The sequence below is a fragment of the Ruegeria sp. BK1 genome (genome assembly GCF_056535645.1).
The window spans coordinates 3,720,019-3,734,137 of record NZ_JBQFIS010000001.1 but is presented as its reverse complement, the minus strand read 5'-3'; the positions used below and the strand labels follow the sequence as shown (position 1 = coordinate 3,734,137).

General features: G+C 53.4%; 15 protein-coding genes and 3 pseudogenes. 8 read left to right on the top strand and 10 right to left on the bottom strand.

All coding sequences use genetic code 11. The annotated features are described in order from the left end of the window. Positions 1–67: 67 nt before the first annotated feature. The 5 genes and pseudogenes from ACR3E7_RS18475 to ACR3E7_RS18455 form a co-directional block, all read right to left on the bottom strand. A complete protein-coding gene (locus ACR3E7_RS18475) occupies positions 68–919 on the bottom strand; it encodes an amidohydrolase family protein (protein WP_480719460.1) in 852 nt (283 codons plus the stop codon). Continuing rightward, complete coding sequence (locus ACR3E7_RS18470) at positions 880–1,401, bottom strand: amidohydrolase family protein (protein ID WP_480719451.1); 522 nt, start codon at positions 1,399–1,401, stop codon at positions 880–882. The genes ACR3E7_RS18475 and ACR3E7_RS18470 overlap by 40 nt, the downstream gene beginning before the upstream one ends. 51 nt (positions 1,402–1,452) lie before the next feature. Next, the gene (locus ACR3E7_RS18465) at positions 1,453–2,517 is read right to left on the bottom strand and encodes an amidohydrolase family protein (protein ID WP_480719449.1); all 1,065 of its coding nucleotides are present in this window, start codon (positions 2,515–2,517) and stop codon (positions 1,453–1,455) included. Then, positions 2,460–2,594, bottom strand: a pseudogene (locus ACR3E7_RS18460) (hypothetical protein); the annotation flags it as partial. The gene ACR3E7_RS18465 and the pseudogene ACR3E7_RS18460, both read right to left, overlap by 58 nt. Positions 2,595–2,617: 23 nt before the next feature. Beyond that, on the bottom strand, positions 2,618–2,968 hold the full coding sequence (locus ACR3E7_RS18455) for a hypothetical protein (protein ID WP_480719447.1): 351 nt from the start codon (positions 2,966–2,968) through the stop codon (positions 2,618–2,620). Positions 2,969–3,159: 191 nt separating this feature from the next. Here ACR3E7_RS18455 and ACR3E7_RS18450 point away from each other — a divergent pair, with 191 nt between their 5' ends. Genes ACR3E7_RS18450 through ACR3E7_RS18440 form a run of 3 tightly spaced genes read left to right on the top strand, consistent with a single transcriptional unit; the run spans position 3,160 to position 4,194 of the window. Beyond that, positions 3,160–3,801: a hypothetical protein gene (locus ACR3E7_RS18450; protein ID WP_480719445.1), complete on the top strand. Its 642-nt coding sequence runs from the start codon at positions 3,160–3,162 to the stop codon at positions 3,799–3,801. Beyond that, positions 3,798–4,043, top strand: coding sequence for a hypothetical protein (locus ACR3E7_RS18445; RefSeq protein WP_480719442.1), 246 nt, complete (start codon positions 3,798–3,800; stop codon positions 4,041–4,043). The genes ACR3E7_RS18450 and ACR3E7_RS18445 overlap by 4 nt, the downstream gene beginning before the upstream one ends. Then, positions 4,009–4,194 (top strand): helix-turn-helix domain-containing protein, encoded by a 186-nt coding sequence (locus tag ACR3E7_RS18440; protein ID WP_480719441.1) that lies wholly within the window; start codon positions 4,009–4,011, stop codon positions 4,192–4,194. Before ACR3E7_RS18445 ends, ACR3E7_RS18440 begins: the two co-directional genes overlap by 35 nt. Positions 4,195–4,803: 609 nt before the next feature. Here ACR3E7_RS18440 and ACR3E7_RS18435 read toward each other — a convergent pair. Together ACR3E7_RS18435 and ACR3E7_RS18430 are read right to left on the bottom strand one after the other, a co-directional pair. Continuing rightward, positions 4,804–5,325 carry a hypothetical protein gene (locus ACR3E7_RS18435; RefSeq protein WP_170660761.1) on the bottom strand — a complete coding sequence of 174 codons (522 nt, stop codon included), beginning with the start codon at positions 5,323–5,325 and terminating at the stop codon, positions 4,804–4,806. Positions 5,326–6,235: 910 nt separating this feature from the next. Then, positions 6,236–7,258 carry a helix-turn-helix domain-containing protein gene (locus ACR3E7_RS18430; RefSeq protein WP_480505491.1) on the bottom strand — a complete coding sequence of 341 codons (1,023 nt, stop codon included), beginning with the start codon at positions 7,256–7,258 and terminating at the stop codon, positions 6,236–6,238. Between the two features lie 96 nt (positions 7,259–7,354). Here ACR3E7_RS18430 and ACR3E7_RS18425 point away from each other — a divergent pair, with 96 nt between their 5' ends. From ACR3E7_RS18425 to ACR3E7_RS18415, 3 genes and pseudogenes are all read left to right on the top strand, one after another. Then, entirely contained in the window at positions 7,355–8,866 is a 1,512-nt protein-coding gene (locus tag ACR3E7_RS18425; RefSeq protein ID WP_480505489.1) for a DUF1214 domain-containing protein, read from the top strand. A 34-nt stretch (positions 8,867–8,900) separates the two neighbouring features. Next, positions 8,901–9,983: a DUF1254 domain-containing protein gene (locus ACR3E7_RS18420; RefSeq protein ID WP_480719439.1), complete on the top strand. Its 1,083-nt coding sequence runs from the start codon at positions 8,901–8,903 to the stop codon at positions 9,981–9,983. A gap of 75 nt (positions 9,984–10,058) precedes the next feature. Further along, positions 10,059–10,394, top strand: a pseudogene (locus ACR3E7_RS18415) (DUF1214 domain-containing protein); the annotation flags it as partial. A 243-nt stretch (positions 10,395–10,637) separates the two neighbouring features. On the opposite strand, the gene ACR3E7_RS18410 reads toward ACR3E7_RS18415, so the two are convergent. From ACR3E7_RS18410 to ACR3E7_RS18400, 3 genes and pseudogenes are all read right to left on the bottom strand, one after another. Then, positions 10,638–11,003, bottom strand: a complete 366-nt coding sequence (locus tag ACR3E7_RS18410) for a hypothetical protein (RefSeq protein WP_480719465.1) — start codon at positions 11,001–11,003, stop codon at positions 10,638–10,640. A 22-nt stretch (positions 11,004–11,025) separates the two neighbouring features. Next, a pseudogene (locus tag ACR3E7_RS18405) lies at positions 11,026–11,379 on the bottom strand (class I SAM-dependent methyltransferase); the annotation flags it as partial. Positions 11,380–11,880: 501 nt separating this feature from the next. Beyond that, positions 11,881–12,183, bottom strand: coding sequence for a hypothetical protein (locus tag ACR3E7_RS18400; RefSeq protein WP_170436918.1), 303 nt, complete (start codon positions 12,181–12,183; stop codon positions 11,881–11,883). Positions 12,184–12,690: 507 nt separating this feature from the next. Here ACR3E7_RS18400 and ACR3E7_RS18395 point away from each other — a divergent pair. Then, a complete protein-coding gene (locus ACR3E7_RS18395; protein ID WP_480719437.1) occupies positions 12,691–13,644 on the top strand; it encodes a hypothetical protein in 954 nt (317 codons plus the stop codon). Between the two features lie 8 nt (positions 13,645–13,652). After that, the gene (locus ACR3E7_RS18390) at positions 13,653–14,102 is read left to right on the top strand and encodes a hypothetical protein (protein ID WP_171126927.1); all 450 of its coding nucleotides are present in this window, start codon (positions 13,653–13,655) and stop codon (positions 14,100–14,102) included. Positions 14,103–14,119 lie beyond the last annotated feature (17 nt).

Sequence of the window (14,119 nt, the reverse complement as noted above, 5' to 3'; positions counted from 1 at the left end):
GGAGACCGCCCTGTGCTCACCTCAGTCCAGCGTGTCTTGTAGATCACGCCGTCCTTCATGATGACCTTCAGGTTGGGATCAGGATCGGCCAGAAGCAGGATGTCTTCGAGCGGGTTGCCATCGACCAGCAGGAGATCCGCGCGCCTTCCTCGACCACGCCGAGCGGGCCATCCTGGTACGGGTTGTTCAGGCCCGTAAGCCGGTTCATGCGGGCGCCGTTCGATGTGGCCATCCGCAGAATGTCAAAGGGTTTGAACTTGGCCTCGTGCAGGTATTTGAACTCGTCGTTCATTTTCTTGTCCTGCTCAAGTGTCTGGTCCCAGTTGTTGATGAGATCGGTGCCTAGCGTGTAGAGGTCGATCATGCCCGGTGTCGTCTGGATCACCTCGATCATGTTGGCGGCGGCGTCACGGACGCTCTTCCATTTGGCGAACGAGGCTGGCGTATAAAACGCCTCTGCCTGCTCGGTTGAAACCGAGTAGACCGGTGCTACCGCAGTTGCGAACATGACTTGTTTGTCGACCATCTCTTCGGCCACTTCGGCAGTCAGAAACGGGATGTGCTCGACGGTTTTTGCCCCGTTGTCGATACAGTTGCGGATCGCCTGTTCGGTGAACACGTGGCAGGTCACGTAGGTGCCCCATTGCTCGGCCGTTTTCACCGCCATCTGGATTTCGTCGTCTTGATATTGCAGTGAATGCAGAGGGTCGAATTCCGAGGTCACACCACCGCTGACCATGATCTTGATCTGGGTTGCGCCGCGGCGCAGGTTCTCGCGCACCGCCATGCGGATCTGCTCCGGGCCATCCGCGATGAAGCTCATGTCCGTGTCGACCCAATGCGATGGGCCTTGCCCCGACAGGGTTGGATGCCGGTCGTTCAGCTTGCGGAAATCGGCATGGCCCGATGTCTGCGTGATGAAGGCCTCCGAGGAATAGATCCTCGGGCCGGGAACATACCGGTATCGATGATCCGCGCGATGGACTTTGCCGGTCCGCCGAGGTCACGAACCGTCGTGAACCCGTTCATCAGGATGCGCTCGGACCGGATCGTTGCAACGCCACCAAGATGGAAGGGCGTGATGTTCTGGCGCAACCCGTCACTGAGCGGGTTGAACACCAGCAAATGCACGTGCTGGTCATGCATCCCCGGCATGAGCGTGCGCCCGCCGCCGTCAATCATGGTTGCGTTGGGCGCTTCGATCCCGTCCGTCGAAATTTCCTTGATCAGGTTGCCTTCGACCAGAACGCTGGCGTTTTCGATCCGCGCCTCGTTCACGCCGTCAAAAACATGGACATTGGTGAACAGGGTCTGCGGCAGCGCTTCGTCCTGCGCAGAGGACATGCCGGCAGCGAGCGACACCACGCCCGCCAGTAATGTGGACTTGAAAAGATGCTTCATAAGTTTGCCCTTCCGCAATGTTGACGGCGGGGCCAGCGCCCCGCCGAAAGTTCAGTTCAACGTGTTCTTGTAGAACTTGCCGTCCTTCATGATGACGCGAATGCTCGGCACGTCCTGCCCGCGTGGCTCGGCATCGAACCATGTATCGACAGCGCCGATGGCAGTGATGTCTTCGAGCGGGTTTCCGTCAACGATGAGGATATCGGCATAGGCACCTTCCTCGATCACGCCGAGCTTGCCTTCGGGATAGGGGTTTCCGCGTCCCGTCAGTGCGGCCAGTTCGCCGCCATTCGAGGTCATCATCTGCAAGGCCCAGAGGTTGCCGAACTCACGCGCCATGAAAGCCTTGGTGAAGTCCATCGACTGCCGGTACGGCACACCGGTCAGCAGCACGTAGTCGGAATCGAACACCATCTTCGGCTTGTACTTCCGCACCAGATCAAACAACTGCTCGCTGTTTTTCCGCAACCAGAGGAACTTCGCCGTCGGCGGGAAGGTCGGGTCCTGGTGCATCGGATGCTCAAGCGCCTCGGGCGCCAACGCGGTCAGGTTGGGCGAGAAGAACGCTTCCTTCTCTACCAGCTTCTGCATCGTCGGTTCCGTTATGGTCAGGCCGTGATCCACCACTTTGACCCCGAGATCGAGCGCGCGCGACAGGTCGCTATCCATGAAGACATGCATGGCGACATAGGAATCCATGTCCCCGGCCACCTCGACGGCAGCGGCGATTTCTTCGTCTGTAAAGGCGGACTGGTAGATCGGGTCCTTGATGGAGGTCACACCACCACTGACCATGATCTTGAGGTAGTTGGCCCCAAGCGCAAAGTTCCGCCGCGCGCCGTGGAGCACTTCGGCAGGGCCGTCGACAAGCCGCGTGATCTCCAGCCGTTCAAGATTGCTTTCGTTCTTGCGTTGCCCGGCGATCCCCCAGTCGCCATGACCACCGGTCTGGCTGAGGCAGGCGCCGGACGAGTATATCCGCGGGCCGGGAAGCGAACCTCGTCGATTACCGCACGAAGTCCACCATGTGCACCGCACATGTCGCGCACGGTTGTGAAGCCCATCGCCAGCATTTCCTGCGCAAAGGCCGCAGAACGTGCGCCGATCTCCTCCCATGTCGTGTCCTGAAGGCCCGGGATCGTGCCATCCTTGTACATATTCACATGCACATGGCTGTCGATCAGTCCCGGCATCAAGGTGCGTCCGCCGCCGTCGATCACATTGACCTCGACCTCTTTGGTCTCGATACCGCGTTCGGTCTGGATGGTGAAAGAATAGCCGTCGATACCGCCAACAGGATCGGGCAGGCGCTTGCTTCCGCCCGTTCGAACTTCGACTTCCCACGTGCCGGATCGGGAATGTCCTCTGCAATCTTGTGAATCTTGTTCTTGACGACGAGCACGTCGACATCTTTCAAGCCGTCATTCACCCCGTCGAAGACCATCACGTTCTTGAACAGCGTGACCTCTGATGGAATGTTGGGGATATCCTGCGCAATGGCAGGCGTCGTGAGCGCAATTGCCATTGACATGGCCGGCAGCAACGCCTTCAGGTTGAGTGTTGTCATTCGGTGTCCTCCCAGGGGTCGGTCTTCCTGCGGACCGATCCTCCCACTATGCACATGTGCCCCGAGATTCTTTTGACCCGCTGATCCCGTGGTGCATTTTTCTGACCCGATCCGGTCAATTTCAGCCAATTTCTGCTTGGCCGTCAGGCGCCCGCGCCCGTAGCGTGTCGGAGAGCGAAAGGGTGATGTGGATGCCGCAAGGAGAACAAAAGGACGGTTTGTCCCTCGTACGTGCTACGGTCCTCGGCCCCGTCGTAGCGATGATGCGGCGGCTCGATGCGGATCCGGCCTTTGCGCTCGGGCTGCATGGATTGAGCGAGGAACAGGTCCTGAACCCGGCCGAGTTCATCCCGCATGACACGGTCTATGCGGCGCTGGCCTCCATCGCCGACATCACCCGGCCGGATATCTGCGCCTTGGCGGGACAACAGACAGACCTGTTGAAGTTCCTGCCGCGTGGGGCGCTCCTCGGCCAGTCGGTGACCCTTGGCGATTTCTTCACCCGGTTCACCCAGATCGTCTCGAAGGAAAGCAACGCGGTGTCCTTCCGGCTCGTGATCGAGGAGGAACACGCCTACTTCACCACCAGTCGCAATTTCGAACCCGAGGTGTCGCCGGGCCATTCGGACGCCTTTCTCGTCGGGATCCGGATCTCCTGCTGCACCGTGTTCTCGACGGGGATCCAACCCAGGTTGTTCTGCGCCTCTGCGATCCGACCCTGCTGCCGGAGCAGTTTCATGGCGTGCGGGGCATCAAGTGCAACAACAGGGGATTCTCCATCCGCTTTCCGGCGGCCTGGCTGTCGCTTCCAATCAACCCCGAACTCCTCGTGAACCACGACAATGATATCGAAGAACCGGTTCAGGTCGATGTGCCCCTGGACTACCTCGAAGGCTTCGAAATTCTCGTGCGATCAAGGCTGTCCGATCCGGCGCTGACGGTGAGCGAGGCCGCCCGGATGTGCAGCATCACCACCAAGGTGCTCAACAAGCGCTTGTCCTCCTACGGGACAACGGCTTCCAAGGTGATCAACAGACCGGATGGAACGGGCCTCGGAGTTGCTCACCGGGTCTGATCACTCGATCAAAGAGATTGCCCAATTGGTCGGCTTATCCGAAACATCGGCCCTGACCCGTGCTTTCACGCGGAACTTCGGCATGTCCCCGAAAGATTGGCGCAAGAAGGAGGCACAAGAGGCCCAAATTGCCGGTGCGCCTGCAGATTAGCCTGACCCCGCTGCGACTTTTCAGCTACCGAAATCTCTTGGGACCTCGGTCGCCCAAGGTAATGCCGAAGAGATGCATGAACCGGCGAGCCCTTCGCCGGGAGCAATCGATGGGAAAGGAGACCTCCGTGCTATCCGCAGCGAACTTCCGTTTGCCGCCCTTAGCGACAAATGCTGCACTTAATTTCTAAGTCGCCTTCGGGCTCAAGTCAGTCATCTGAGTCGTTAAGTCAGATGACGGCTTAGGAACGGATAGCAGTCATTGTTGGTGGTCATTCCGAGAAATTTCGCCTGAACGTCTGCATTGAACGGCGCTGGACGTTCTTTGAAATCTGCTGAACGGCAGAGTTTCGGTCAAAGCAGACACGGGAAATAACAGACCGCGTTGCCTCGTTTGAATATCGCACTCGATCTGGCCACTCACTCGGATAAACCAAAATTCGTTGCTTTCTAGACAACGCCCGCACCAGTTTCGGCGGGCTAACCAAAACCTTGATGCTTGAGGCGAAGAGACAAAAAATGACGAATAAATGACCCCGCAAACTGCGGGGCCACAAAGGGTTTGACGAAAAGGCGACTCAACTTTTTTGAGGTTGAGCAACGGCCTAAGTTAGCTTGCAAGTGCAAGGTTGCATTTACGCCCTTCTTCCATAGCCTTCTTTGTACCGGTTAGGTCCACAATGAAATTTGCGGACTTCTTTGGAAATGCGATCAAAGTCTGTCCTTCGGCCACGGCAGTCGCCATGTTTGCGTCCTTTACAACGATATAGCCACCAGAGTAGTCATCCGCTAGCTTCTTGCTTTTTATGCCTTTTGCGCGACCTTCATACACGAAGTCGTCAATTGCTATTTCTATTTTTTGACGGTTTTTGATGTCTATGTCAGCTTGCGTGAATACTCCCAAGTAACCGTGTTTTTGGTTTTTGGTTAGACCCATTTGCATGACGTTCCCGCTCTCGAAGACTTTTTCTATCAGGCATGTACCAGAGTCGTTGTCAGCATAAACCGTCCAGCCTTCAACCTCACTGTAAATCTCGAAGTTGTCGCTACTTGCCGGAACTGGGTCTTTGGCAGCGGCAACAGTTGCATAAGCGGAGATTGCCACGGCGGCAAAAATGGCAGCATATTTCATGTATTCCTCCCAATTAGATGATGCGTCGCGTAGCTACCTACGACGCAACAAAAGCAAATATTTCGATGTGAATTCATTTCAACGAGTGAAAGCGTCGTTTGCAAACAACTGCTCGAAAAGCACTGCGGAACGTCGGTGAACACCTATAGCCTGAACAACTCGCAAGCTCCTCTTTCAAAATACAAATCTTTTGTGGGAGTTTTGATCCAAACTCATGATGGCTTCGTACCTATCATACCCCTAACTGATACCCACGGTCGTCTCCCATCCCATGAACGACCGTGGGTTTTTTCGCCAATTCCATTGGTTCGTGTCTGGAAATGACTAGGGGCTGCACCCAAAACAGAACTACAAAAGCTCGTCGCTGCATTTACAGAAGTATTTTCCATCTCGTGGATGCTTTTTGAGTAATTGTTTGGAATAGCTCCAAAAAGTATCAACCAACATAAGCAACCAAACAATTCTAAGAAGGTGCTCGGTTAACTCGCGACCAAAGCTCTCCATCTCGAGGGGTGTGCGCATTGCATGCTCCGACTTTTAAGAAGTTGGATCATCAAATATCCAAATTGGATACATAAATAGAGCAAGCATCGAAATATCAGAATGTTTCCGTAGTGAGTGCGGGCGTCATTTGATTACCTAGCACTTTCCTACAGCCCCGCGTTGATCCTATCCCAGGGTAATCGACGCGGGGCAACAGATAGAATCACCTCTACAAGCAAATAGTCTGCAACTTTGTCATTGTTCCAGTTCACTTTGTTTCTTGATCCTAAAAGAAAACGTATAAAGTGATCGAACTAGGTTAGCTTCCCGCCCTACTCGGGTTGGACGCGGTTACTCGTCGCATCCAACCTGAACTTTAATTTGTGAGCAATGCAGACGCCAGCGGCTTGCTTTTGCAGACGACCATTCAAGTATGACCGGAATTCCTTTGGCGATAGTCAGAGGGTGCCAATCCCGTTACCTTCTTAAATGCGCGGCTGAAATTATTTGCGGTTTCATATCCTAGCATGGAGGAGATACTGGAGACTGTCTCACGCGTATCTATGAGGAGTTCCTCGGCCCTTGCTACCCTGATATCGTTGACGATTTCGCGAAAACGAACCCCTTCGCTTGCTAACTTCCGTTGTAGTGTGCGAACGCCAAGATCGAGCGAACGCGCGGTGGCATCAATCGACATTTCCTCCCGATGAAGTTGTTGCCAAACCACTTCCTCGACTTGTCCTCTAAGTGTTTGAGGTGGGCCGCCCAATCGTTCGCGTGAAATATCTCCGACAGTTGTCGAGCCTCCGCTAAGTTTTTTGGGCGCGGCTTCGGAGCTCAAAGCCGAAGCTTCAAACTCAACCCCAAGGCGGGTGGCGTTCCAGATTACAGGACAAGCGTAAGTGTCTTCTGCCTCGACAAACCCAGGAACTTTCGGGAAGTCCAAGAGCACGGCCGATGGCTTCCAGTCGTTTCCTAAATACGCGCGGAATATGCTCAGAAAAACCCCAACGGCCGAGAAACCGATGTCCGGATACGCGAAATGCGAGCGAAGTCCAAAACGATAACAGTAGCGCACGCTAGTGCCCGAAGTTTCAAGCCACGCGCGATCCGTGGACGAATGAAATGGCATGACGGCAGAAGCTCGTATTAGCGCTGCCCCCAGCGTTGGAGCAGAAAGAACGTAACTTCCCCAGGCGCCGTAGTCAGCGACAGTGAGATACGGTGACCACAACAATCCGATGTTTTGTTGTCCCGAGGATCGTGCGGCTTCGTGCACAAAGGTCGCCAAGGCATGCTCCGAGATGTAACCGCCTCTTTCCTCAATGAAGTGAACAGGAAGATCGGCAGAGTCAAAAGCACGCAACAGGCGTCTTTCCCCAGCGGCCTCAAGCACAAACTGGGGCATCGCGCCCAAGGCCTTGGCCGAAATCATCGGTGGTAGGTTCAATCCGTCAACCCGCTTGTTCGCCCGCGTGTCGTGAAATGATACGCATCGGCTGAACGGATGTGCAAGCTTTCCACAAACAGCAGGGAGCATTGCGCCATGAAAATACTTGGGCCATCACACAGCGGTTTGTCGACGCGTCTTTTTGGCGTGGCGCTTATTGTGGGTATTTCTTCCTCGCCAGTTCTTTCCCAGTCTTTCAATGACACGGGTGACATCCTTGCACGATCAGCCGAAGTCGAGGACATTGATTACAAGATCATGGTGCAGCGCGCCACTCAGACTGCAATCTGGGGAATGCCCGCCGCTGGTATGATCGATTTTCTGAAGGGCATTCGCCGCGACCTCGGTGGCGACTACAACGACATCATTTATCTCAATAAGCCGTTCGATTCCAAACATGGGTTTCTTACGGCTAACGATGTTACGGCCTATGCTTGGGCTTCAATGACCTCGGAACCCGGTCCCCTTGTCATTGAAGTGCCCGCTGCCACCGAAAAGGTGAACTACTTCGGTACAATCGTGAATGCTTGGGATGTTCCTATCGTGGACGTTGGTCCCGATGGTTTCGACGAAGGTGCCGGCGGCAAGTACCTCATGCTACCCCCAGGCTACGAGGGGGATATGTCCCTGGAGGAATTAACTGAGGCGGGATACCTTCCCTTTGAAACAGATACCTACGAATATGGTTTTTCGTTCCGGCCAAAACTGACGAATGGCGGAACGGACGCCGATGCGGCCGAGTACGCTCAGACGATCAAAGTGTACTACCTGTCCGAGGCCGACAATCCGCCACCCAACAACTATCTCGAAGCGTCAGAAGTGCCGTACGACTCGCTTCCATACTACAACGAGACATTCTTTCAGGACCTGAACGATTACGTTCAAAACAACCCGATCCGTCCACAAGACAAGGTTATGGTGAATTTTCTGAAAGATCTCGGGATCGAGAAGGGAAAGCCTTTCGAACCAAGTGAATTTCAAATGCAGGCAATGAACGAGGGATTGTTGCTCGCGTACGCCTCGATGCAGAACTACTTTGTGACGCCCGGGAAAGCCATGATCCCACTTTGGGTCGACGATAGCGGCGAGATGAGGAGCCAGTGGTTGATTTGGGATTTCGCGGATGGTCAACCCGAGGCTGGTTTCCCCTATGAGACTGAGACCGAAGTCCTTGTGGATGCGCGTGCGGGCGGCAGTTATTTCTGGATTACATACCTGCCGAAACAACTGGGCGGAGGTACATTTTATCTGACAGGCCTGCGCGACAGCGACGGGGAAATGTACGATCACAATCAGACCTATAAACTGAACGTCCCAGCGGATACACCTGCCGACGATTTCTGGTCCGTGATTGTTTATTCGATGGAGACCAAGAGCTTCATTCGGAACGTTGATCCTGTCGGTTTGTCCGAGCGCGACACTGATGCGATGCAGGCTAATGAAGACGGTTCTTACGACATCTTTTTTGGACCAGAAGCACCGGAAGGCATGGAAAGCAACTGGATACCAACCACAGAGCCGTACTTCCTTTTGTTTCGTCTATATGGGCCGCAAGAAGGATGGCTGGAGAGTGGCTGGATGCTGGGCGATCTAGAAAAAGTAAACTGATCAAAACAAACAGTAATTCCCAATGGAGCGAACAATGAAAACAAAGTCGTTAGCTGTGCTGACTGCCCTGGTACTCGCATCGCATTCTTCAGCCCAAGAATTCAAAGCCGACGTTCCTGAGAATGTTCTTACACCAGACAAGGTCGAGACCCAGACGCTTGGTGATCTGGAATTCTTCGATGGTATGCCATCACCTGAGACGGTGGAGAAAGTCTTCGACAACCTTGATCTGATCAGAGCAACGACGGCTTTCCTGGATGGCATGAAGATCGCTTCGCTTCGAGCTATGTTTCAGGGATACGAAGACTTGGGCGTCAGTCCCAATGACGTCGTGATTGCAGAAGACCTGCTGGACGCGCGGTCCATCTGGCTGACGCCCAATACAACCACAATCTACATTGGTTCGAATGTCGATATCTCGGATGGCCCGATGGTGATTGAGGTTCCGGCAGGCCTGCTTGGGTTGCTTGATGACGCCGCGTTTGACTATGTGACGGATATCGGGGCGCTTGGCGCGGATAAGGGAGAAGGTGGCAAGTATCTACTTTTGCACAACGACGATGAAACGCCGGTGCCCGAGGGCTACTTCGAACTACGCACAAAGACATATGAGCACTGGTTGTTGCTAAGACGCTCGCCAGACGCAGACGGAGATACGGCTGGCCCTGTTGCCGAGATCAAGGCGGGTCTGAATATCTATCCGCTTAGTGAAGCGGACAATCCTCCCGCGGAAACTTTCCTGAATATCTCCGGTGTTCAACACAACACTGTTCACGCGAACAACGAAGACTTCTTTGAAGAGATCCACGTCGCACTCGAAAACAATCCAATTGGTGCGTTCAGTCCGGAAATTGTAGGAACGTTTGCTTCCATAGGGATCAAGAAGGACGAGCCCTTCGAACCCGATGCCCGTATGCAGGCCATTTTCAAGGAGGCAGCAGCAATCGCAAACGCCACGGCGCGAGCGATCACGTATGCCTCGCGCGATCCAGGAGTGTTCTTTTATGACGACCGGCAATGGAACTCACCGTTCCAACGCCAGAGCTATCTTTTTCTTGAGGACGGCGCGCGCATCCTCGATGATCGGTCGTACTTTTCTATATGGCAACGGGCATAACGCCTGCGATGACCTCGCCACCGGTCGGGACGGGGTCTGTCTATGCGATGACAGCGCGAGACAGCAACGGACAGTACCTTGACGGCTCTCAAAACCTATAAGGTAACGCTACCGGCGCCGGTTCCCGCCAAAAACTTTGCGTCGTTTATGTTGTATAGCGGACAGACTCGGTCAATCCTTGAAACTGACCAGCAATCCGGTGGTATCGACTCTAATAGACCGGGGATAAAACCTAATGAGGATGGGAGTACCAGCATCTATTTTGGTCCAGAAGCCCCAGAAGGTTGGGAGAACAACTGGGCGCAAACCATGCCCGGGCAAAGCTTCAACGTGATGATGCGCCTCTACGGCCCGCTCGAGCCTTGGTTCGACAAGACCTGGCGTCCCGGTGATCTGGAACTGGTAGAATAAAGCGACAACCGCGACTATCGGGCGACGCTACTTTTTGGCGTCGTCTGACATTTTTTCGGTGTCCGCTTCGGGCTCGAAGAAGACATTCGCTGTCCAAAGCATGAATGTCTGCTGTGCGGACAAAGCGTACTTTCGCCACAACTCCGCCAACGTCTGCTTTCAGCGCCAGACGCAGCAAGTTTGCGATTGGATATCAACCTAACTGGGTTGTGGCTTCACACAGGAATTAGCGACGCGGGGATGCTATTTTCGTCCTGTTACAACATTCACCGCGTCAGGATAGACAAGTCTATCTCCTACAACATATGCGTCGAGCTTTTCCGCGACCTCCTGGATCAAGGCATTTTGCGCCTCTTCTCCGAGTGCGAGAAACGCGCCTGCAATTGGCATAGACGCCAGATGCATGGGCACAAATTCGGGCGCAAGCGGAACATCGATCATCAGTTCTTGCCGGTGAACGGCCACATCCGAAAACCCTTGATCCGCGACCTGCTGTTTTAATTTTTCGCTGTTGGCGTCTGCCGTTGAGCCCTTTGCTTTTCTGCAATCTCGGGGAGATGTGGTGGGCAACAGCAGAGCATAGGGCTTCAGTGTAAGCGCTATGCCCATCCCAGATTGAGAAGGCCAGGCGCCCACCTGGAACCAGAAGCCGCAAGAACTCGCTTAGAGCTTTGGGCTTTTCCGGAAAGTAATGGTAGCCATGCTGCGAAAGAATGACATCGTAAGACCCTGAAGGCAGTCCGCTCCCGCATACATCGCTCTCAATCCATCGAATATCGAGATCAACAGCTAATTCTTGTGCCTTGGTGAGCATTGGCGCGTTGATGTCCAAACCATCGACTTGGCCGCTAGTTCCAACCTTTGACTTCGCCAGTCGGGTCGTCACACCTGTTCCGCAAGCAACATCTAAGACACGTTCCGAAGAACCTAGTGAAGCCTGTTCAACAAGCGCTTCAGCCCACCGGCCAAACCAAAGGGGCACCATGACTTCTTCGTAAATTTTGGGTCCGTTACCTGCCAATTGAAATGTCATGAAAAACCTTTGTCGCTTTTTTGTCGACGACAGCGTATGCGCGTCCCGTTTCTCAGGTCAAACCGCCTTTAATTGTGTAGTGTTCAGGCTTGTCGCTTAATCCGGACATTCATGCGCCGTGCAGCATCCGTCAAAATGGGCTCGAAGCAGCTATTCGCTGCACTCGGCTTGAACGACTGCATTGCGGACGAAGCTGACATCGGTTCGAAACTGAGACACCACTTCAATAGCCGCCGTAGTAATGAAGCATCCTGTTTATCGGGGCTTAAAGTTGCATTCACAAATGGTCATTGGGCGAGCTGCGCAACTCTCGAGGTCGCGCATTGAACGCGCCTAGGCTGTCTTTGGCATTCAGCCTGGCAACACTAGCAAAGTCGAAATGAATACTGATGAGGTTTCTGATCTCCTGCGCATTTCCGGCAACAGTTTATGCAAAACTCAGAAGGTGGATGGTTATCCGACAGGAGACCGGCTGAGATCGTTGGCTCTGTTTGGAGCAACCATGAACATCATGACCCTCGATACTTGTTCCTCACTGCGACCAGCACCGCGCACCAAGTGAAGAATTGCGTTTTCAAGATTAGCTGCATCATCTTCGCGTTTGTCGATCATTGCTGATATGAATTCATGGGCCAAATTCTTTGGTTCGATTAAGGCTTCTGGTTGGGTCAAGCTCAACTCGCTGAGCATAAATTCAAGCAAGAACGCGACTTCGTTCTGCCGCTCCGGTGAACTTTCAGCGAACGACAGTTCCAAAAGTCTACCGTGTGTTTCCGTCAGAATAACGTTTAACGACAACGGTTCTTTGGCATCAGGCTTCCGTGGCTTTGCCAGGAACGCTTTCAGTCGGTCAAGGACGATCGGAACTTCCTTCCTACACGTTGTTGAAGCACAAGCTGTGCGACATCGAGGTCTTGCAAAATACCAGCATTTTCTTCAGCAAGTTGTATTACTTTTTCGGCCCTGAAACTTCGCCCGCCAACCGTGCTCGTGAAAAGCAGTAGGAACTTACTCGGCGAGCCGGCATGGAGCAAATGACAGGAACAAGTGTGTCTTTTCAATAACTTTAAGAGCAATCACACTCAAGAAATAGAATTTGTTGTTGGGTGAGCTGTTATGGTCACTAAAGATGATCGCAACTCAGATTAGCTTTCCAAAGGCCCAAGAATGCGAAGAACGATCCTTTCCTCTATCCTTGTTATGCTTGCCGGTATTGCGCATTCACAAACACCCGAGTGCGACAGACTCTGCTCCCGAGACTTTATGTTCAGTCTCGACTCCGGGCTTGATGTCATCCCTCTTGTCGCAGATGGCGAGCATGCCAACGGGCATATGGAAGACGGAAGAACGCCGTTGATCTGGGCCGCGCTGGACCCGGACGATGAGGATGCAATCATCTTCACATCCACACCTTTTGCCGGTGGCGACGTGCACGCCCGTGACAAGAAACGTGGACAAACTCCGTTACATTGGCACATGGGTCGAGCCGGTGGCCCAATGAAGGAAGTAGTTGCTATGTTTCTTGCTGAAGGCGCCAGTGTGCTCAGTGAGGATAATTTCGGATATTCTGTACTCGATATTGTTAATGGCAACACAAATCCCGAAGTGTACGGCTTGGCCAATGCTGACGTGAGCGATGAAGTGGCGGATATGATCCGCGGCTGGGCGGAACTTGAAGAGAGATGGGAAGACGCCTTTGGAATGCATTTGGGTGAGGACCCTACTTCAGTACGCTATTTCGAAGTCTTGGCGGAAGAGGGCTACATTCCGGCAATGTATGCTTATGCCTCTGTACTCGAGAAACCCAGAGTTGAAGGCTTTACTCCTGATATTGAACAGGCCCTTTATTGGTATGAAGAGGCTGCCAGCGCCGGCGAGGTTAATTCAATTTTCCACGTTGGATCCAGTGCTTATAGCGGAACGGACACAATTGAGCAAAACGATGCTATGGCGCATGAGTGGCTCTCTCTTGGCGCGCGACATGGGGATACGAACTCTCAGTCACTTCTTGGTTTGATGTATGCCAACGGGAAGGGAGTTGAGAGAGATATTCAGAAAGGTTTGATGTGGATGATCATCTCTCTTCGGTTTGGCGAGGACAATCCGGATAGAGTGAGACTACTTAATGAGATGGCATCTGCCTTGTCATATCAAGAGGTCAAAGAAGCCGAGCAAATGGCTAAAGACTGCATCATAAATTTCTTTGAGCACTGCTGAGGCAAAAGATGAAAAGTATTGTGAGGTTGTGCGCCCTGATCTGTTCAATTGGCGCTTCTGCCCAGGCTGAAGAGGCTTGGCCTCCAGAGGCATTCATTCGAGACCGAGAGCCTCATGTTCTGAGGATCGACGCTGATACTGTGCTCTGTGAGGTCCAGTGGGATGGTCATAGAGAGAATGGAGAAATTCTGGATATTGCGCCCGAGGCCGACTTCTATATCGAGAGTGTCGTCATACCCCTGTCGGGTGAGTATGTGTTCATCAGTTCCGACCCGGTTCAGGTGTTCGGCGAAACGGAAGTCTTCCAGTATTACGAAGACGATGTGATGATTGAACTCACGCTTTTTGGACATTTGTCGAACACCGGCGAAAAGCGCCTAAATCTCGTTGAGGTTGCGCACTTGTCTTTCGAACAGAAACGCATAAGCGAGTTTTGGGGTCGGATATTCTGTCCATAGTCCCACTGAATGGTTCC